Annotated in this window: 15 protein-coding genes and 2 pseudogenes; 9 read left to right on the top strand and 8 right to left on the bottom strand. The window is 42.9% G+C overall.

Going from position 1 to position 19,182, the window contains the following annotated elements:
* The first annotated feature begins 56 nt into the window (after nt 1–56).
* Together AXI57_RS14035 and AXI57_RS14030 are read left to right on the top strand one after the other, a co-directional pair.
* Nucleotides 57–1,802 carry a M20/M25/M40 family metallo-hydrolase gene (locus AXI57_RS14035; protein WP_061670420.1) on the top strand — a complete coding sequence of 582 codons (1,746 nt, stop codon included), beginning with the start codon at nt 57–59 and terminating at the stop codon, nt 1,800–1,802.
* Nucleotides 1,803–1,814: 12 nt separating this feature from the next.
* A complete protein-coding gene (locus AXI57_RS14030) occupies nt 1,815–3,242 on the top strand; it encodes an amino acid permease (RefSeq protein WP_003327809.1) in 1,428 nt (475 codons plus the stop codon).
* Nucleotides 3,243–3,296: 54 nt separating this feature from the next.
* Here AXI57_RS14030 and AXI57_RS14025 read toward each other — a convergent pair.
* Nucleotides 3,297–3,725, bottom strand: a pseudogene (locus AXI57_RS14025) (GNAT family N-acetyltransferase).
* A 108-nt stretch (nt 3,726–3,833) separates the two neighbouring features.
* On the opposite strand from AXI57_RS14025, the gene AXI57_RS22505 reads away from it, so the two are divergent.
* Nucleotides 3,834–4,064: a hypothetical protein gene (locus tag AXI57_RS22505; protein WP_003327811.1), complete on the top strand. Its 231-nt coding sequence runs from the start codon at nt 3,834–3,836 to the stop codon at nt 4,062–4,064.
* Nucleotides 3,973–4,259 (top strand): annotated as a pseudogene (locus tag AXI57_RS22500) (MocR-like pyridoxine biosynthesis transcription factor PdxR); the annotation flags it as partial. The gene AXI57_RS22505 and the pseudogene AXI57_RS22500, both read left to right, overlap by 92 nt.
* 45 nt (nt 4,260–4,304) lie before the next feature.
* Here the strand turns inward: AXI57_RS22500 and AXI57_RS14015 are convergent.
* The 4 genes from AXI57_RS14015 to citA form a co-directional block, all read right to left on the bottom strand.
* Nucleotides 4,305–5,654: a sodium-dependent transporter gene (locus AXI57_RS14015; protein WP_061670419.1), complete on the bottom strand. Its 1,350-nt coding sequence runs from the start codon at nt 5,652–5,654 to the stop codon at nt 4,305–4,307.
* A 126-nt stretch (nt 5,655–5,780) separates the two neighbouring features.
* Nucleotides 5,781–7,184, bottom strand: a complete 1,404-nt coding sequence (locus AXI57_RS14010; RefSeq protein ID WP_061670418.1) for a branched-chain amino acid transporter BcaP — start codon at nt 7,182–7,184, stop codon at nt 5,781–5,783.
* A 255-nt stretch (nt 7,185–7,439) separates the two neighbouring features.
* Nucleotides 7,440–8,309 (bottom strand): SDR family oxidoreductase, encoded by an 870-nt coding sequence (locus AXI57_RS14005; protein WP_061670417.1) that lies wholly within the window; start codon nt 8,307–8,309, stop codon nt 7,440–7,442.
* A gap of 82 nt (nt 8,310–8,391) precedes the next feature.
* On the bottom strand, nt 8,392–9,480 hold the full coding sequence (citA, locus tag AXI57_RS14000; RefSeq protein ID WP_061670416.1) for a citrate synthase CitA: 1,089 nt from the start codon (nt 9,478–9,480) through the stop codon (nt 8,392–8,394).
* A 109-nt stretch (nt 9,481–9,589) separates the two neighbouring features.
* On the opposite strand from citA, the gene AXI57_RS13995 reads away from it, so the two are divergent.
* Nucleotides 9,590–10,462: a LysR family transcriptional regulator gene (locus AXI57_RS13995; RefSeq protein ID WP_013390453.1), complete on the top strand. Its 873-nt coding sequence runs from the start codon at nt 9,590–9,592 to the stop codon at nt 10,460–10,462.
* 75 nt (nt 10,463–10,537) lie between these two features.
* Here the strand turns inward: AXI57_RS13995 and AXI57_RS13990 are convergent, their stop codons facing one another.
* Nucleotides 10,538–11,371 carry a C40 family peptidase gene (locus tag AXI57_RS13990; protein WP_003327818.1) on the bottom strand — a complete coding sequence of 278 codons (834 nt, stop codon included), beginning with the start codon at nt 11,369–11,371 and terminating at the stop codon, nt 10,538–10,540.
* A gap of 583 nt (nt 11,372–11,954) precedes the next feature.
* Between AXI57_RS13990 and AXI57_RS13985 the strand changes: the two genes are divergently transcribed.
* Complete coding sequence (locus AXI57_RS13985; protein WP_061670415.1) at nt 11,955–13,331, top strand: alkaline phosphatase; 1,377 nt, start codon at nt 11,955–11,957, stop codon at nt 13,329–13,331.
* Nucleotides 13,332–13,371: 40 nt separating this feature from the next.
* On the opposite strand, the gene AXI57_RS13980 is transcribed toward AXI57_RS13985, so the two are convergent.
* The gene (locus AXI57_RS13980) at nt 13,372–14,778 is read right to left on the bottom strand and encodes a SpoVR family protein (RefSeq protein ID WP_061670414.1); all 1,407 of its coding nucleotides are present in this window, start codon (nt 14,776–14,778) and stop codon (nt 13,372–13,374) included.
* Nucleotides 14,779–14,969: 191 nt separating this feature from the next.
* Here AXI57_RS13980 and AXI57_RS13975 point away from each other — a divergent pair, with 191 nt between their 5' ends.
* From AXI57_RS13975 to lytF, 3 genes are all read left to right on the top strand, one after another.
* Nucleotides 14,970–16,514, top strand: a complete 1,545-nt coding sequence (locus tag AXI57_RS13975; protein ID WP_061670413.1) for a mechanosensitive ion channel — start codon at nt 14,970–14,972, stop codon at nt 16,512–16,514.
* A 122-nt stretch (nt 16,515–16,636) separates the two neighbouring features.
* A complete protein-coding gene (nsrR, locus tag AXI57_RS13970) occupies nt 16,637–17,068 on the top strand; it encodes a nitric oxide-sensing transcriptional repressor NsrR (protein WP_003327822.1) in 432 nt (143 codons plus the stop codon).
* 215 nt (nt 17,069–17,283) lie between these two features.
* Entirely contained in the window at nt 17,284–18,693 is a 1,410-nt protein-coding gene (lytF, locus tag AXI57_RS13965) for a peptidoglycan endopeptidase LytF (protein WP_061670412.1), read from the top strand.
* Between the two features lie 47 nt (nt 18,694–18,740).
* Here the strand turns inward: lytF and AXI57_RS13960 are convergent, their stop codons facing one another.
* The gene (locus tag AXI57_RS13960) at nt 18,741–19,064 is read right to left on the bottom strand and encodes a YqzG/YhdC family protein (protein ID WP_003327824.1); all 324 of its coding nucleotides are present in this window, start codon (nt 19,062–19,064) and stop codon (nt 18,741–18,743) included.
* Nucleotides 19,065–19,182 lie beyond the last annotated feature (118 nt).

Genomic DNA, 19,182 nt, shown 5'->3' with positions numbered 1-19,182 from the left:
GATTCTATCGTACTATTTTGTTATAACGTATACTATTTAAAGATGGAGGTACTTCTATGTATGAGAAAATAAGCCAAATGAAAATGCCGGAAAGAATCGAGGCATTGACTAAAGCTCTCATCAATATTAAAAGCATAAACGGAACGGTCGGAGAAGCTGATGCAGCCGATTTTATAAAAGAGGTGCTAACAGGTTTTCCATATTTTAAGCAGCATCCTGATCAAGTGTGGGAACAGCCTATTCCAAGTGATCCATACGGCCGTAAAAATGTTTTTGCATTACTGAAAGGCATCAAAGACAGCCAGAAAACGGTCATTTATCATGCTCATATTGATACTGTTGGAATTGAAGATTTTGGCCCGCTAAAAGACGATGCATTAGATCCAGATAAATTGGCTGAATATTTTGCTTCTTATTCGTTTCATCAAGAGGTTCAAAAAGATGCCCAATCAGGTGAGTGGATGTTCGGAAGAGGATCTGTCGATATGCAAAGCGGTATTGCCGTTCATCTGGCAAACGTTTTATACTTCTCAGAACATCTGGACGAGCTTCCGGGAAATATATTATTTATGGCAAATCCGGACGAGGAAAGCCAGCATGCCGGCATTCTGTCAGCTATTCCTGAGCTGAATCGGTTACAAAAGGAATATCACTTTACCTATTTATCTGCCATTAATACTGACTTTATTACACCTTTATATGACAACGATTCAACAAGATACATCTACACAGGAGCCGCTGGCAAATTACTTCCCTGTTTTTATATTTACGGGCGTGAAGTGCACGTAGGAGATACATTAGCAGGCATTGACCCCAACCTCATTGCTTCTGAACTGACAAGAAGAATCCACAATAACATCAATTTAGCGGAGAACATTGACGGCGAACTCATTTTACCTCCCTCTTGTTTATACCAGCGTGACAATAAAGAGGCTTATAATGTCCAAACAGCTGTGAGCAGTTATTTATATTTCAACTATTTTCTCTATGAAAAAACTGCGAAAGAAGTGATGGATCAGTTACTTCACATTTCTCTCGTAGCCTGCGAACATGTAGAAGAAAAATTATCAGATTATTATGAAGAATTTTTAAAACGCACCAACTTGCCTAAAAAAGATTTGTCCTGGCATATCCAAGTCGTCAGTCTGGAAGAGTACATGGAGGAACTACGCGCGAAAGGAATAGACCCTGACTTAAGCATCAAAGAAACCTTCAAGAAGTATGAACATCTGGAGCTGCGCATGAGATGCTTTAAGGTTGTAGAGGAATTGCAAAAGCTGGACCCTGAACAGAGTGCCAAAGTCATTGTATTCTATGCTCCTCCCTATTTGCCTCATAACTATTTGAAAGAGGAAAACAACAATGACCGGCAATTACTTAGTGTCATAAAAGAAGCAGTGGAAAAAGTCGCTGTTTCCACCGGAGAAACATTTGCCTTTAAAAAATTTTTCCCTTACTTAGCAGACGGAAGCTTTCTCTCTCTGCATGAAACAGATTCAGAAATTGCATCCTTTACTAAGAATTTTCCCGGATGGGATATTATCGGTTCCATTCCGTTCGAAGACATACGACAGCTAAACATTCCCTCTATTAATATGGGAGTGTACGGCAAGGACGGTCATAAATGGACGGAAAGAGTATACAAGCCTTATACATTTCATGTCCTTCCGGCTCTCATTCAGCAAACGACTGTTCACCTGCTGGAAAGCGATCAATTGACCACAGATAGAAAAAAGCAAAATGGTTCAGAACATAAAACCTACACGTACTCATGCGATCACGATAACGGTTGTGTGTATTAAGGAGGAATCTGTATGGCTGAAAACCATAATAAAAATGAATTACAACGCAGCATGAAAGGCCGTCATCTTTTTATGATTGCATTAGGCGGCGTTATTGGCACCGGGTTATTTTTAGGCTCGGGATTTACCATCAGCCAGGCTGGACCCGCCGGCGCGATTCTTGCTTATATCTTGGGCGGTTTTTTAATGTATCTGGTGATGCTGTGTCTTGGAGAACTGGCAGTTGCGATGCCCATAGCAGGTTCCTTTCAGGCCTATGCCACAAAATTCTTGGGCCCGGCAACCGGGTTTATGATCGGATGGCTTTATTGGTTCAGCTGGTCTAATACAGTGGGATTGGAGTTTACATCTGCGGGGATTTTAATGCAAAGATGGTTTCCGTCTGTTCCGATTTGGGTGTGGTGCCTGGTTTTCGGGGTGATTATCTTTTCGATTAATGCCTTATCCGTCCGAAGTTTTGCTGAAATGGAGTTCTGGTTTTCAAGCATTAAAGTAACCGCCATTGTTTTATTTATTATTATTGGAGGAGCTGCGGTATTTGGCTTTATTGATTTCCAAGGAGATCAGCAAGCGCCATTTTTATCTCATTTTTCAACTGATAAAGGCTTGTTCCCCAATGGCGTACTGGCGGTTATGTTTACATTAGTGATGGTTAACTTTTCTTTTCAGGGAACAGAGCTTGTCGGGATTGCGGCGGGTGAAAGCGAAAGCCCGGAGAAAACACTACCCCGCTCCATTCGGAATGTCATCTGGAGAACATTGTTTTTCTTTGTACTGGCCATGTTTGTATTAGTTGCCATTCTTCCTTATGAAACAGCCGGCGTTATCGAAAGCCCGTTTGTGGCGGTATTAGACCGAATTGGTATCCCTTATGCGGGAGATATCATGAATTTTGTCATTTTAACAGCAATCTTATCAGTAGCAAATTCCGGTTTATACGCGGCGTCGAGAATGATGTGGTCGCTGTCCAAAAGCAAAATGGGGCCAGCCTTCTTAACAAAGCTGTCCAAAAAAGGAGTGCCGCTATACGCTTTGATGGTGACGATTGCGATTTCAGGCTGCTCATTAATTACAAGTATCGTTGCGGCTGAAACAGTCTATTTATGGTTCATTTCAATTTCAGGGATGATTACAGTTGTGGCGTGGATGTCTATTTGCGCCTCGCAGTTTTTCTTTCGCAGACGTTTTCTTGCTGAAGGCGGAGATGTAAAAGACCTAAAATTTAAAACACCATTTTATCCGGTTGTTCCGATTCTCGGCTTTGGGTTATACGGGCTTATTTTAGTCAGTCTCATTTTTATCCCTGATCAGCGAATCGGTTTATATTGCGGAGTGCCATTTATTGTTTTCTGCTATCTGTACTATCATTTCCGTATCAAAAAACGGCTTGAACATCAAAATCAGGTTGTGGTAGAGAAGCAAACGGATCAGGTGCAATAGAGTAAAAGAAACATACAAAAGCCAGATCATTTTTCATGCTCTGGCTTTTATGTGTTATAGTGATTTCCTGAACAAGTAGCTTTCTATAGTAAACCCTGCTTTTTCTTGGTAAAATCGGTGCGCGTCAACCCGCTGAACGCCTGAAGATAGGCTGATCATGTCGTAGCCCGCCTCCTTCGCCCACTTGCACACATGTTCAAGAAGCTGTTTGCCATACCCTTTTGATCGGTTGTGTTCACTTGTGACAAGGTCCGCCACCTACACATATTCTCCTTGATGAAGAGGTACCCGCGGCAGCGCTCCGCATAGTGCAGTGATCGCGCCATGATCATATAAGGCAAACAGTGTGTATGATTCTTGTTTAATACAACGTTCAATCCTTTCTAAAAAGGTCGGCTCATCAATATGGGTCCTCAGCTCGTGCATCACCGGAAAAGCCTCTTTCCACTCTTCTTTTTTTGTCAGCCTTTTTATTTCTATCATTTTTTCATCCCCTCTCTTTCGTTACAATGATTATAATCAGGTCCTGGCTTTCTTTAAATAACCACTTCACAAAAAAATGACCAGTCCAGTTGAGGAGGAGCTTTCAAAATGGATATGACACCTTTTTTGGACAACAAAAGCAAGACTCCGCTATACAGGCAGCTTTATGATTATTTCAAACAAGAAATATCTCATGCCAGAATTACTAAAGGAATGAAGCTTCCTTCAAAACGGCGGAAGGCTTTATCCGCAGCTCGTGTACACGACACCCTCCCATCAGTTTCCGCTCGGCGCTATTATGACGATCACCAGAAGGCAGAAGCTGTTAGCATAGGCTAAAGAGGCGCAATCTTATATTGTTGAGGATGACATGACGAGGAGTTCCGTTATAGCGGACACCCAATCTCTTTACAAAGTGCCCGGGTGATTTATTTGGACACCTTTTCAAAATCACTTCTGCCCTCCCTGCGGATCAGCTACATGAGCACGGCATTACGTAAGCAAACAGTTCCAGCACACAGCCAATGGACCGTTTAGCGCAAGATAAAAAAACAGGCCAGCTGCCCGGCCTGTTTTTCTCTAAAAAATCCCGATTAAATTTAAAAAGACGATTATAATGGCAAGCGGCACGACGAAACGAAGCAGATAATACCAAACATAAAAGAAGCCTTTGCCGACATTTGAACCGTTTCTCATTTCAGCAAACAGCTCTTCTTTTGGTATTTTCAGCGGGATAAAAATAGACAGCAGCAGAGCGCCTAATGGCATCAGGATATTGCTGACGGTGAAATCAACCACGTCAAAAAACGTTTTATCAAATATTTGCACACCGCCCAGAACACCAAATGATAAGCACGACGGGATTCCGAATAAGAAAATCAGTAATCCGCTCGTCCAGGACAATTTTTTTCTCTTTGATTCATCACCCTTGCCGATTGTCGCCACTATAATCTCAACCATCGAAAAAGCGGAAGTCAAAGCCGCGAATAAAAACGCCATAAGAAAACCAATGAAAAACAGCGTTCCAAAAGGCAGCTGGTCAAACACCGCCGGAAGCACCGTAAACAACAAAGTCGGTCCTTCGTTCGGCTGCATGCCGAATGAAAAAACAGCCGGGAAAATAGCTAAGCCCGCAAGCAAAGTCACCACTATATTCATCAAAACGATTGAACCTGCAGAGCGGGGCAGATTTTGTGTTTTCGGCAAATAAGAGCTGTAGGTCACCATGACGGAGACCCCCAGTGTTAACGTAAAAAAGGCCTGTCCAAGTGCGAATAAAACAGACTCAGAAGTAAGGTCGCTGAAATGAGGCACAAGTAAAAACGAAATGCCCTCTATTGAGTTCTCAAGCGTCACAGAACGCAGAACGAGTAAAATAAACAGGATAAATAAAATCGGCATCATAATCGCACTTACCCGTTCGATCCCCTTTTGTACACCTCTCGCCACGACCATCACGGTAAGCGCCATAAAGATAAGCTGTGCTAAAAGCGTCTGCACGGGATTTTGGATAACGGATGCAAACAAAGAACCATACTGTGCCTGTGACAAACCTGATAACGAACCCAAAGCCGTCTTTAAGAGGTACAGTAGAATCCATCCGCCGATCACACTGTAAAACGATAAGACTAGGAAACAAGCCGCTACACCAACCCAGCCAGTGAGAAACCAAGCTGTGCGGGGCGCAGCTTTTTTGTATGCATCAATAGCATTCGTCTGGCTCCGCCGGCCAAATATAAATTCGCCGATTAAAAGCGGGCAGCCCAGGAGAACTGTAAACATCACGAAAATGAGAAAAAAAGCGCCTCCCCCATTTGTTCCCGCTACGTAAGGGAATTTCCAAATCGCGCCCAATCCGATCGCCGAACCCGCGGCGGCCATGACGAAACCTAATTTCGAAGCCCATTGAACTGGTTTTTGCTCAGACAAAAAATCACCCTTCCTTTTCACCCCATATTATCTCTTATTTTTTTGCACTTTTTAAGTCTATTTTTATATTTTCTATTGTTCAGAAAATATAAAAAGAAGCGGCTGCATAGGCCGCTTCCCGGTTTATCAAAGTTTTTGATTCAATTTGGAATGCTTTCTCGAATAAAGGAAGTAGATCACCAGACCGATTAAGAGCCAGATAAAGAAACGGACGATGGTCACCCAGCCTAGGTTAATAATTAAAAACAGGCAGAAAAGAATCGCCAAAATCGGAATAAACGGAACGCCTGGGCATCTAAAGGCTCTCGGAAGGTCTGGCTGTTTTTTTCGTAGGACGATGACAGCTACCGAAATCAGGACAAATGCTGACAGGGTACCGATATTCACCAGCTTCGCAAGCTCGTCTAACGGAACCAGCGCGCCGAGCAAAGCAGACAGTATGCCGAAAAACCAAGTCGCCACATAAGGTGTTTTATGCTTTGGATGGACCTTTGAAAGAGAACCCGGCACCAAACCGTCGCGTGACATGGCAAACATCACCCTTGTCTGGCCGTAAAGCATAACAAGCATAACAGTCGTCATCCCCAATACCGCTCCGATATCAATGATGCCCGCCACCCAGTTTTGGCCGGACATCTGAAGAACGAGGGATACGGGATGGTCAACACCTTTAAATTGAGCGAATGGCACAACTCCCGTCATGATGGCAGAAACGACCACGTACAAGATCGTACAGGCTAATAAAGAAAAAATAATTCCCTTTGGCAGATCCTTCGCGGGATTCTTGGTTTCCTCCGCTGCGGAAGAGACAGCGTCAAATCCAATGAAAGAAAAGAAAACGAGCGCCGCAGCACTGAATACTCCGCCAAATCCCTCCGGCAAATACGGCTGCCAGTTATCTGGTTTAACGTAGACTGCCGCTACTGCAATGAATAAAAGCACGACAAGAATTTTTAAAATAACCATAATGTTATTGACTCTTTTTGACTCCCGGATTCCTAAGTACAACAAGAACGTAATAGCCAGCACAATCACAAAGGCAGGAAGATTAAATATCGTGACGGTGCCTTTTACAGCACCCGGAGCAGCCGTTAAAACAGTTGGAAGATCAATGCCGAGACCTGATAAAAACGATTGGAAATAACCGGACCATCCGACAGAAACCGCACTCACGGCCAGCATGTATTCTAAAATTAAATCCCAGCCGATAATAAAGGCCATCAGCTCACCTAACGTCGCATAGGTAAATGTATATACAGAACCTGATACAGGAACAGATGAAGCAAATTCGGCATATGACAGGGCCGCGAATAAGCAGGCCAGCGCCGCGACAACAAATGAGATCGTAAGACCGGGACCCGCGGTGACGGCGCCTGTTCCTGTTAATACAAAGATTCCCGTGCCGATAATCGCTCCAATGCCAAGCAATGTTAAATCAAATGCCCCAAGTTCTCTTTTTAAAGACTTTTCACCGCCTGTGGCAGCTATCAAATCTTGAATGCTTTTCTTTCTAAATACGCTTCCCTTCATCCCCATCAACTCCTATAACTTATATTCTCTATAATTTGAATCTTCTGACAATAAAGGCGATATTGAGCTATCTCCTTATTTTCTACTATATTTGTTCGTTTGAACAATAATTCCTTTCTCCTACTCAATATTATATATAAAAATTTAAAAATGAAAACAGAATTTTTAAAATATTGTACAAAATATTTATTTTAAAATTTCCCAACAAAAAACCAGCTTTCTTAGAAAGCTGGTTTCACTGGTTTTCTACCTATATTAAGTTGAGACAAATCGGCCTCCATTAATATGAATCGTCTGCCCTGTCATATAAGAGGATTCATCCGAAGCCAACAGCACATAAGCCCCTGCATGCTCTGCCGGCTGGCCTGGTCTTTCCATCAGCGTATCCAATCCATGATTTTTCACCTTTTCTTCTGAAAATGTTGCCGGAATAAGCGGTGTCCAGATCGGCCCCGGAGCCACCGCATTCACCCTGATCCCTTTTTCAGCAAGAGACAGTGCCATGGAGCGGGTGAAAGAAACAATCCCTCCTTTTGTACATGAATAATCAATCAGTGATGTATCACCCTGATAAGCGGTGATGGAGGTTGTATTGATGATCGCGCTTCCCTTCCCCATGTGAGGCAGAGCCGCTTTAGTCATATGGAACATGGAAAACATGTTCGTGCGAAACGTTTGTTCAAGCTGTTCAGTCGAAATATCGAGAATATCGGTCTGCGGGTGCTGTTCAGCGGCATTATTCACCAAGATATCCAAGCCCCCGAAGTGCTTCGCTGTCTGCTCCACCGCTTTTTTACAATGCTCTTCATCTCCCACATCGCCCGGTATTAAAAGGCAATCTGCACCCGCCTGCTCAATCCGCTGCTTCGTTTCTTCAGCGTCAGCATGCTCTTCCAGATACAAAATGGCAATGTTGGCGCCTTCCTTTGCATATGCGATCGCTGCAGCTTTGCCGATTCCGCTGTCTCCCCCGGTAATAATAGCGGTCTTTCCTTTGAGTTTTCCGCTCCCTTTATAATCCGGATCTTCCGTTAAAGGCAAAGGCTCCATTTTTGACTCAATGCCGGGCTGCCTGTCCTGGTGCTGCGGCTTTTGGCCTTCTGTTTGTCTGTCCATAGGGTTCATACTAAAATCACTCCTGCACATAATGATAGTAAACGTTACCACCTTATGGGCGGGTTTAAACGGTATGAATGTGCTGCTTTTACTATACGGTGAGCGCTCCGGTATACTTTGCTGACGGACGGAAAATCATATTATTTTCCGACTGCTCAAGCACATGGGCGCACCAGCCTACCATACGGCTTGCCGAAAATGTCGGTGTAAACAATTCATCCTCGAAATGGATTGCTTTCATAACCGCCGCTGCATAAAATTCTACATTTGTATACAGCTTACGGCCTGGCTTATATATTTCTAATAAGCGGATTGCTTCAGCCTCCACATGCAGCGCAAGGTCAAGATCACGGTCATTGCCCGCGACTTCCTCCGCCTTTTGCCGCAGAGCCTCCGCCCGCGGATCTTTCGTTTTATACACTCTGTGGCCGAACCCCATCAGCCGCTCTCCCTTTTCAAGCTTCTCGGCCAAATATTTTTCCGCTTGTGATTTTTCCGCAATATCTTCCAGCATCTTTGTCACGGCAGAAGGCGCACCCCCGTGAAGCGGGCCTTTCATCGTACCCAGTGCCGATGTCACCGCAGATACTAAATCGGACTCTGTGGAAACAGTGACTCTTGCTGAAAAAGTAGACGCGTTCATGCCGTGTTCCATAGCGAGAATCATATAGGCTTCAAGCGCTTTCTTTTGAGATTCGGCGGGACGTTCGCCAGTCAGCATATAGTAGTAGTTTTCGACATGTCCGTACTGAGAAGAAGGCGCTATCGCTTTTTCTCCCTGAACCCATCTTTTCCTGTACGCAATGATGGAAGGCGTAATGGCTATAAGGCGAATCGCTTCCTCTGTTTTCGGAGGATATGTATAGGATGCTTCCCCCAATGCTGAAATGACTGTTCTCAGCACCGACATGTCGTCCATATTTTCAGGCAGTCTTTGAATGAGATATTGAATATGTTCAGGCAGCGGGCGTTCTGCGATCAGCTTTTCATTAAAATCAAGCAATTCGGCCGGCTGAGGAAGCGATCCAAAAAGGATGAGATAGGCCGCTTCTTCAAAGCTCGCATGAAGTGCGATTTCCTTTGCATCATGGCCTCTGTATATTAAGTGGCCTTTTTCTCCGTCTATATGGCTGATTGATGTTTCAACACATGTAATCCCTTTTAATCCGTGATATACCATTTCTATTCCCCCTCTTCTTCTTTCTGTTATTATAGTAAATATAATATTTAAAAAATAATGAATATTTTTAAGGAAATTAATTAAAATTATTAATCAGAGGAGATCATATATGGATTTTAAATGGCTACACACTTTTGTAACAGCTGCAAAATATGAAAACTTCAGAAAAACTGCCGAAACGCTTTTTTTATCTCAGCCTACCGTAACCGTGCATATTAAACTCTTGGAAGAGGAAATAAGCTGCAAGCTGTTCCAAAGAAAAGGGAGGAAAATCCAGCTGACTGAGGAAGGCAAAGCTTACTTGCCTTATGCTTTGAGACTGCTTGATGATTATGAAAAAAGCATGTCAGAACTTCACAGGGTCAGGCAAGGCTACTCACAAACCTTAAATCTCGCCGTCTCACCGCTGATCGCCGATACGGTCCTGCCATCTGTCATGAAGCGGTATACAATGATGAATACAGAAACGGAAATAACGGTGACAATCGCCGAATCAGCCGAAATTTCGCCATTGATTAAAGCAGGCGAAGCTGATATCGGGTTAAGCTGTTTAAAGGTGCAGTCTGCCTCCTTAACATGCCGCCCATTATATAAGGACCCGGTTGTGCTTGTCGCACCTCCTGATGCAGCTCAAGCTGCTTATACTTTCCAAGTGAAAGAACTGCTTAACCAATACTTATTGCTGACCCATAATCATCCCGATTATTGGGACGATTTGCTGCGCCAGATCAGAATCACATTTCCTTTTGTCAGAACCATGAAGGTGACACAAACCCACATTACGAAGCGTTTTATTAAAGAAGGACTTGGAGTCTCGTTTCTTCCGTTATCAACGGTCAAGCGGGAATTAACTGCAGGACGTATGATCGAGGTTCCGTGCGAATTCACAAAACTGCCTCATGCAGGGGCGTATGCGATTGCTCTTCATGAAAACGAAAAAGAAAAAAAGTTTTTGGATTTCTTATCACATTTTCATTTTTAGCTGTAACCAATCATCATGTCACCCGTCTAATGTAATAATAAAAAACCCGTTCAATGAACGGGTTTCAAAAGGCAATTAGAAACGTTTTGCGCCAAGATAACGAGGTTTCCAATAGCTGTTGTTCAGATCGCTTGTCTGCACGCCATCAGATCCTGCATGGATGAACTTGTTGTTTCCGATATACACACCCATGTGAGAAGGGCCTGCTTGATATGTTGTAAAGAAAACAAAGTCGCCGACAGACGGGCTTGATACGCTCTTCATAGAACTCCAGTATCCCGCAGTGCTTGTTCTGCCCACGTTTGTTTGTTTATTCAGCAAGTACCAGATAAATCCGCTGCAATCAAAACCAGAAGTAGTTGTTCCGCCCCATTTATACGGAGTGCCAGTGAGCGCTTTTGCATCAGATACAAGCTTGCTTACATTAAGTGACGTTGATGACACGTTGCTGCCTGATGATGTAGACGGTTTTGATGCAGAAACATTTGACGAGCTTTGGTTTGAACTTGAGCTTGAGCCCTTCACTTTAAGAACCTGGCCGACGCGGATTAAATCTGTTTTTAGGCCGTTTAATTTTTTCAATTCGTTAATTGTCATGCTGTATTTTTTCGAAATTTTCCAAAGACTGTCACCACTCACTACTTTATAAGTAGATGATGATGATGAACTGCTGCTTGAGCTTGTTGAGGACGATTTGCCGTTAACGGATAACGTTTGTCCTATGTAAATGATATCTGATTTTAATTTGTTTTCTGATTTAATGCTGTTGATAGATGTGCCATATTTCTTGGACAATCCCCATAATGTATCGCCTTTTTTCACTTTGACGCTTTGTGCAGACGCCGCTCCTGCAAACAAAGTTGACCCCAAAACTACTGCTGTTGTAGCTGTTATAATTTGCTTTTTCATGATTTCCTCCCTATATATACCTATCTCATTCATTGTCTTTTTGATCATTTATCTGTTTTCTATTATAAGGATAGATTCCCAATAGAAATAGACTTGACTTCCTGTGACAAATTTCTTACTAATTCGTTTTTAAAAAAAGTTTTTAAGGGTACAAAATATTTCAATTTCATTTCAAAAGTGACAAAAACTACGGCTGTTTGTCATGTTATTTTTCTTTCAATCTCTATATTTAGAAATATATCAAAAAGAAGGAAGAGATAAGGGAATTCGAAAACATCACATAACCTTCTAGTCAGTATGAGCAGTCCAAAAATTGTATCTTTTATGAAGAGAACTTCTCATTTGCCAGCATGTCAAAGCCTCTATCTGGCATTTTCGTTTTCTCCAATATTTTTCTCCTGCACTCACATCTTAATGAAAAAAACGAATGCTTTTCCCTGATATACGGAAAGATAAAAAAGTATCTCACCTTTACAATTTCTAACAATGATTTACCTGCTTTTTATACAAACGAAAGCCGTATTTAACAAAGTTTCGCTACCATAATACGTGCAGAACAATAACCAAAGGAGGCATTCGGACGATGAAATTTTTTCAAAATGTGAAAGCCAAGCTCCTGCCGCTTGCTGCTGTTTCAGTGCTGACAGCCGGAATTTTCACCGGTATTGAGTTTCAGCAGGCAGAAAAAGCGGACGCCAAAAAACAAGACAAGAACGAAATCAGAAATGTCATTGTGATGATTGGAGACGGTATGGGAACGCCATACATAAACGCCTACCGCTCTCTGAAGAATAACGGCAAGACCCCGAACGATATGAAACTCACCGAATTTGATCCTAACCTTACCGGCATGATGATGACTTACCCTGATGATCCGGATTACAATATTACAGATTCGGCGGCGGCAGGCACTGCTCTCTCAACCGGCGTCAAAACGTATAACAACGCGATCGGCGTAAACAAAAACAAAAAAAGAGTTAAATCCGTGCTTGAGGAAGCAAAAGAGCAAGGAAAATCGACCGGACTTGTCGCAACCTCTGAAATCAACCACGCCACCCCAGCAGCATACGGCGCACATAATGAATCAAGAAAAAATATGAATCAAATCGCAAATAGCTATTTTGATGATAAAATCAACGGAAAACAAAAAATCGACGTCTTGCTTGGCGGCGGAAAAACATATTTCAACCGCAAAGACAGAAACTTAACGGAAGAATTTAAGAAAACCGGTTATAGTTATGTAACGACAAAGCATGAATTAAAAAAAGATAAAAATAAACAGATCCTTGGATTATTCGCCGATGGAGGGCTTGCGAAAGCCTTAGACCGTGACAGCCAGACTCCGTCGCTTGAAGACATGACAAGTTCGGCTATTGACCGTCTTAATCAAAACAAAAAAGGATTTTTCTTAATGGTGGAAGGCAGCCAAATCGACTGGGCCGCACATGATAATGATGTTGTCGGAGCAATGAGTGAAGTGAAGGATTTTGAAAAAGCTTATAAAGCTGCGATTCAGTTCGCAAAAAAAGATAAGCACACCCTTGTCATCGCAACTGCTGACCATACGACCGGAGGTTTTACAATCGGCGCAAACAGCGAAAAAAATTGGCACGCCAAACCAATTTTAGCGGCGAAGCGGACTCCTGAATTTATGGCGAAGAAGATAGCCGAGGGAAAACCTGCTAAGGATGTGCTTTCCCGCTATACTGATCTTACATTTACCGCGGAGGAAATAAAAACTGTCGAAGCAGCCGCTCAAGCTGATCAGAACAAAGGCGCCTACAAAGCGATCATCAAGCTTTTCAACACCCGTTCTAACAGCGGCTGGACAAGTACTGACCACACCGGTGAAGAGGTTCCCGTCTATGCGTACGGACCAGGAAAAGAAAAATTCGCCGGGCTGATCAACAACACGGACCAGGCGAAAAAGATTTTTAAGATCTTAAAAACTGGAAAATAACATAAAAAAAGGATGCAGGCTGCCTGCATCCTTTTTTACTTTATAAATACCGCCGATGCACCCCTTTTCCGTCATAAGAGAACATCACCGGCTTATCCTCAAGAATCGATTCAATGTGAACGCTTCTGCCCCACAGCTGATACAAGTAGGGAAGGACCTTCTCCAAGTATTTCAAATCCAATTCGATTCCTTCGTACCAATGCTTAATATAAAGCTCATTGTTTTTCAAGTAATCTCCGTCATTGACAGTTAAATATGGAAATCCTCCGTTAACCCGCATGCTGACAAGCTGATCACGGACGGACTGCCATTCCTTATCAACAATTTTGTAATCTCTTCCCTGCTTTTGGAATAAGTACAGGTCCTCTCTCATGACTAAATCCTTCGTTAAGTAATTGCGGATAAACGATATATCCGATTCTATTTCTCTGACTTCAAACATTTTTTCCCGGCCCGAATTCGGCTTCACTCCAATTTTTTTCATCTCTTCGGTCGGGTTATTATACTTTTCTTCTATATTTTCAAAGATTTTCAACCCTAAATAATATGGGTTAATGCCCGTTTTGGACGGCTGGACAACGCCGGCGTTCAGCTTTGCGAATTCAATGGACTCATCAGAGGTTAAATCAAGCTCGCGGATGATTCTTTGATGCCAATAGGAAGCCCAGCCTTCATTCATAATTTTTGTCTCAAGCTGCGGCCAAAAGTAGAGCATTTCCTCCCTCATCATTGTCAAAATATCACGCTGCCACGGTTCAAGCTCACGCGAATGCTCTTCAATAAAGAGCAGGATATCCTTTTCAGGCTGGGGAGGAAAATGCTTTTTCACTTTTCTTTTCTCTTGTGTTTTCTTTTTTTCATCCAATCCCCAAAGATCATCGTACGGGGTGGCTGCCGCTCTCTCCTCTTCTTCCTCATCATCCATGCTCCACAACAGCTTCGGGCGCACAAGTGACGGATCTATATGCTCCTGAATCGCGAGAATAGCATCTAGAAAGGATTCTACTTCCTTTGTTCCGTGAACCCGTTCATAATATTTGATACGCTCAGCCGTTGCCGCCATGCTCTCAACCATGTCCCGCTTCGTATTTTGAAAACGGCAATTGTTTTTGAAAAAATCACAATGGGCTAACACATGAGCGACAATCAATTTATTTTGGATCAGCGCATTACTGTCCAGTAAAAAGGCGTAACATGGATCTGAATTGACGACCAGTTCATAAATTTTGCTTAATCCAAGGTCATAATGCAGCTTCATTTTGTGAAACTGCTTGCCGAAGCTCCAGTGGCTGAATCTTGTAGGCATGCCGTACGCTCCAAATGTATAAATAATTTCCGCTGGACAAATTTCATATCTCATCGGGTAGAAATCAAGGCCGAATCCCTTTGCAATTTCGGTAATTTCCTCAATTGCCCGCTGCAAATCCTTCTTTTCCTCCACGTTCAACCGAATCCCCCCTACTTGGACTTATCTATAATGTATGAGCCATCCTGTCAAAAGATGAAATGTGAAAAAGAACTTTCTTTAGGGGCTATCAAGAACTGGAAGGATAAATAAGGAAACACACTCAAGTGGTTTGCTAAATATCCGAGTGGGTAAAACACGCATATAACTTTTTCAAAAAGGAGCGATACCCATTGAATGTTGCTGACATGCTTAGTTCTTCTCTCAGTAAATTACCAAACCTAATCATCGCTTTACTCGTTTTACTCATCGGCTGGGCCATTGCCAAAGCCATCGAAAAAGGGGTTTACAAAGGGCTCCAAAAAACGAAAATGGATGACAAACTGTTTGCGGACAAAAAACCAGCCCGCTATTCATCAGAAAAAGTCATCAGCAAAGTCGTTTACTTTATCGCATTAATCATTGTATTCATTTTATTCTTTAACATTCTGCATCTGACTGCCGTCGCTTCGCCGTTTGTCAGCATGCTTTCTGCCATTGCTGCAGCGGTTCCGAGCGTGTTGAAGGCTGGATTGATTCTATTACTCGGCTGGGCAGTCGCTTCAGTGCTGAGCTATCTTGTGAAAAAACTCGGCACGAAAATGCATATCGCTGAAAAGCTGCGCCAGTGGAATTTGATTTCAGAAGGAAAAGATATACATCAGGCTGTCTACACGGCGTCACAAATTGTTTTTTATCTCGTTTTGCTGGTCTTTTTGCCTGGTGTCTTATCCGCGCTTCAAATCAGCGGCATATCAGGTCCGTTTACGGGAATGATGGAAAGCGTGCTTTCATTCCTGCCGAAATTATTCGCAGCGGCCCTTATCGTCTTAATCGGCTGGCTCATCGCGCGTATTGTTCGTGACATCATCACAAATTTCCTTGCCAGCATAGGCACAGAACGGATGGCTGCGCGTATGGGACTGTCTATTTACTTAAAAGACACAAGCCTTTCAGCTATCATCGGCACGATCGCGTATGTGCTCATTTTAATTCCGGTTGTCATTTCAGCTCTTGACCAGCTTGATATCGCGGGTATATCCGGGCCTGCCGTCGCTATGCTGAATAACGTACTGACCATGCTTCCTAATATCATTATCGCTATTGTCCTCATATTGGCCGGAATTTGGGTCGGAAAATGGGTGAATACGATGGTTGCGGGACTCCTGCACCGGACAGGCTTTAACTCATTATTAGGAAAAATGGGCCTCGGAACTCAGGAACCGGCGAAATTATCGCTCGCGCAAATCGTCGGCATGATTGCTCAAATTGTTGTCATTCTGCTGTTTACAGCCGAGGCGCTGCAAATTGTTCAGCTTCACTTCCTCGTGGTGATCGCAACAGGAATCATTGCCTATTTGCCGAATGTATTTGTCGCTGTCTTTATTCTCGCACTCGGCCTTTATGCCGGACAGCTTGTCAGCAAACTGCTGGCCAGCGTGATCAAAGGGCAGGAATTCAAATCATTGGCAGCGATCACGAAGTATACCATTATCGCCTTGTCGTTCTTTATGGCTCTTGACCAGCTCGGAGTGGCAGCTACAATAGTCAATTCAGCGTTTATTATTGTGCTGGGCGGGTTTGCTCTCGCATTCGGCTTATCGTTTGGACTTGGCGGAAAAGACTTCGCTGCTAACTATTTAGCAAAGATCGACCGCAAAATTCAAAACACCGAAATAAGTAAACAAAAGCGGCCGAATGAGTCTGGAAATCAAGAACCACCGAATCACTTATCCTAATCAAAAAGAGTGAGCTTATCGGCTCACTCTTTTTTTATGCCTGTTTTGGCTTAATTCCTTTTTTTTCATTTTATAATAGAATATGATAAGATAGAAGAAATCTCTTATTTCGAGGTCATATTATGAAATTAACAAATTATACAGACTACTCTTTACGGGTCTTGATTTTCTTGGCCACCCAACATACAGAAGATCTTTGCAATATAAAACAAATCGCAGAAACGTATTCAATTTCAAAAAACCACCTGATGAAAGTCATTTACCAGCTCGGCCAGCTTGGTTATGTGGAAACCATCCGCGGCCGGGGCGGCGGCATACGTTTAGGTATGGCACCTGAAGATATCAACATCGGAGAGGTAGTCCGAAAAACGGAAGATGACTTTAATATTGTCGAATGCTTTGATTCGGGTAAGAATCTTTGTATTATTTCTCCGGTTTGCGGTTTGAAGCATGTATTCAATGAAGCGCTTCTGGCATATCTCTCAGTGCTGGACAAGTACACACTGGGCGATTTAGTCAAAAACAAGCAGGACATCATGCGATTGTTAAAGTGAGTGAAGGAACGCGTTTCCTTCTTTTTTTATGTATTTTTTTCAAACATAACATAGGAAAATATAACCGATCTGTCAAAAAAGACGAAATGAAATGCTTATCCAGCCGATAATAAAAATAATGATTGTTTTTTCCTTAAAATTATCTTAAAAATAAATAAGGGACATTGTTTTAAGAAAAAAGCAAAATACTTTTCATGGGGGAAAAGGAGATTCATATGAAAAAGAAACTAGCGGCAGGGTTAACAGCATCCGCGATCGTAGGCACAACCATTGCTGTAACACCGGCAGAGGCACAAACCATTAAGGTAAAAAGCGGGGATTCTTTATGGAAACTTGCTCAAAACTACAATACAACCATTGACAAAATTAAGTCTGCAAATCATCTGAAGAGCACGGTGCTGTCGATCGGACAAACACTCGACATTCCAAACGGAAAATCAAGCTCATCTACCTCTTCATCATCAGCCAAAAGCGGAAATTCTGTGTACACAGTCAAAAACGGCGATTCGCTGTGGCTGATTGCAAGCGATTTTAAAATGTCTGTTCAGGAACTTAAAAAACTAAACGGGCTTAGCAGCGATCTCATTCGTGCAGGACAAAAATTAAAGGTTTCAGGAACCGTTTCCAATTCCAAATCAAGCACAAACAAATCGTCCCAGAGCAACAAAAAAACGTCAGCTTCAGGCACTTATACGGTTCAGCTCGGCGATTCACTTTGGAAAATCGCAAACAAAGTCAATATGTCCATCGGCGAATTAAAGGTTTTGAACAATTTAAAATCAGATACCATTTATGTGAAGCAAGTATTAAAAATAAAAGGAACGGCTTCTGATAAAACAAGTTCCAGCTCAAACAGTTCATCAAAGACGAAGCCGTCATCATCAACTAAATACATAGTCAAAAGCGGAGACTCTCTCTGGAAAATCGCCAATCAGCATAATGTCTCCGTTCAGCAAATCAGAAACAGCAACAATTTAAAATCAGATGTGCTTCAAGTCGGACAAGTATTGCAGCTTTCAGGCACATCATCGAATTCTTCAACTTCACCGTCGAAGAATACCGGTTCAGGGAAGACAACGGTTTATACTGTAAAAAGCGGCGACTCTCTCTGGGTGATCGCGCAAAAGTACAATGTGACCGCCCAGCAGATCCGCGATAAAAACAATCTGAAAACAGATGTGCTGCAAGTCGGCCAGAAATTAACGATTTCAGGCACGGCTTCCACTCCTTCTACATCTTCGCCTTCAACAAGCACAGGCTCAAGAAGCACGAAGATTAACCAAATGATTGCGGCTGCCAAACAACAATTAGGAGTGCCTTACCGCTGGGGCGGCACAACGCCTTCAGGTTTTGACTGCAGCGGCTTTATCTATTATGCACTAAATAAAGTCACTTCTGTCTCCAGGTTAACAGCGGCCGGTTATTGGAATGTCATGAAACCGGTCAGCCAGCCGGCAGTCGGCGACTTTGTCTTTTTCACAACGTATGCGGCGGGCCCTTCTCATGTCGGCATTTATCTCGGAAACGGCGAATTTATTAATGCCAACGATTCAGGCGTCGTCATCTCAAAGATGAGCAATTCCTATTGGAAACAGCGCTACCTCGGAGCAAAACGTTATTTATAAACGGTTCAAACTGTATGGCCTTAGGGCTGTACAGTTTTTTCATTGTCTTACAGCCGAAAGACGTTGATGCTGATCATATGCTTTGTCACCGGATGAAAATAGACCTCTGCATGAGCAGAAAATGTTTCTTTATTCCGGCTGACCGTCACACGAAAGACGTCTTTTGTCTGTTCATCATTAACCTCAGTTCGCCCCATATAAGCATAATCAGATAAAGAAGCGCCCTTATATTCATCCTGAAGCTTGCTCCAGGCGAGCTGCTCCCACTTCTGCACTGACTCATTCGGATTTGTTGAGTACCCTTTCGCAGCAATGGAAACGATCAAAAGGCCGCAAAAAAGAAGGGCAATGGTATACGGAAGTGATTTCATTTTCAAATTCTCCTGTGCCTAGATTTATGTCATGTCATAGGGTTTCCCAATTTCCATCCGGCATTCATGTAAAACGCATTGATTTTTATGTCTCCCTCATATTGCTACTCCGCTACTG

Origin of the sequence: Bacillus atrophaeus (assembly GCF_001584335.1) — a bacterium.
Lineage (GTDB): Bacteria > Bacillota > Bacilli > Bacillales > Bacillaceae > Bacillus > Bacillus atrophaeus.
The sequence above is the reverse complement of the archived record's forward strand: the minus strand, read 5'-3'. Positions and strand labels throughout refer to the sequence as shown.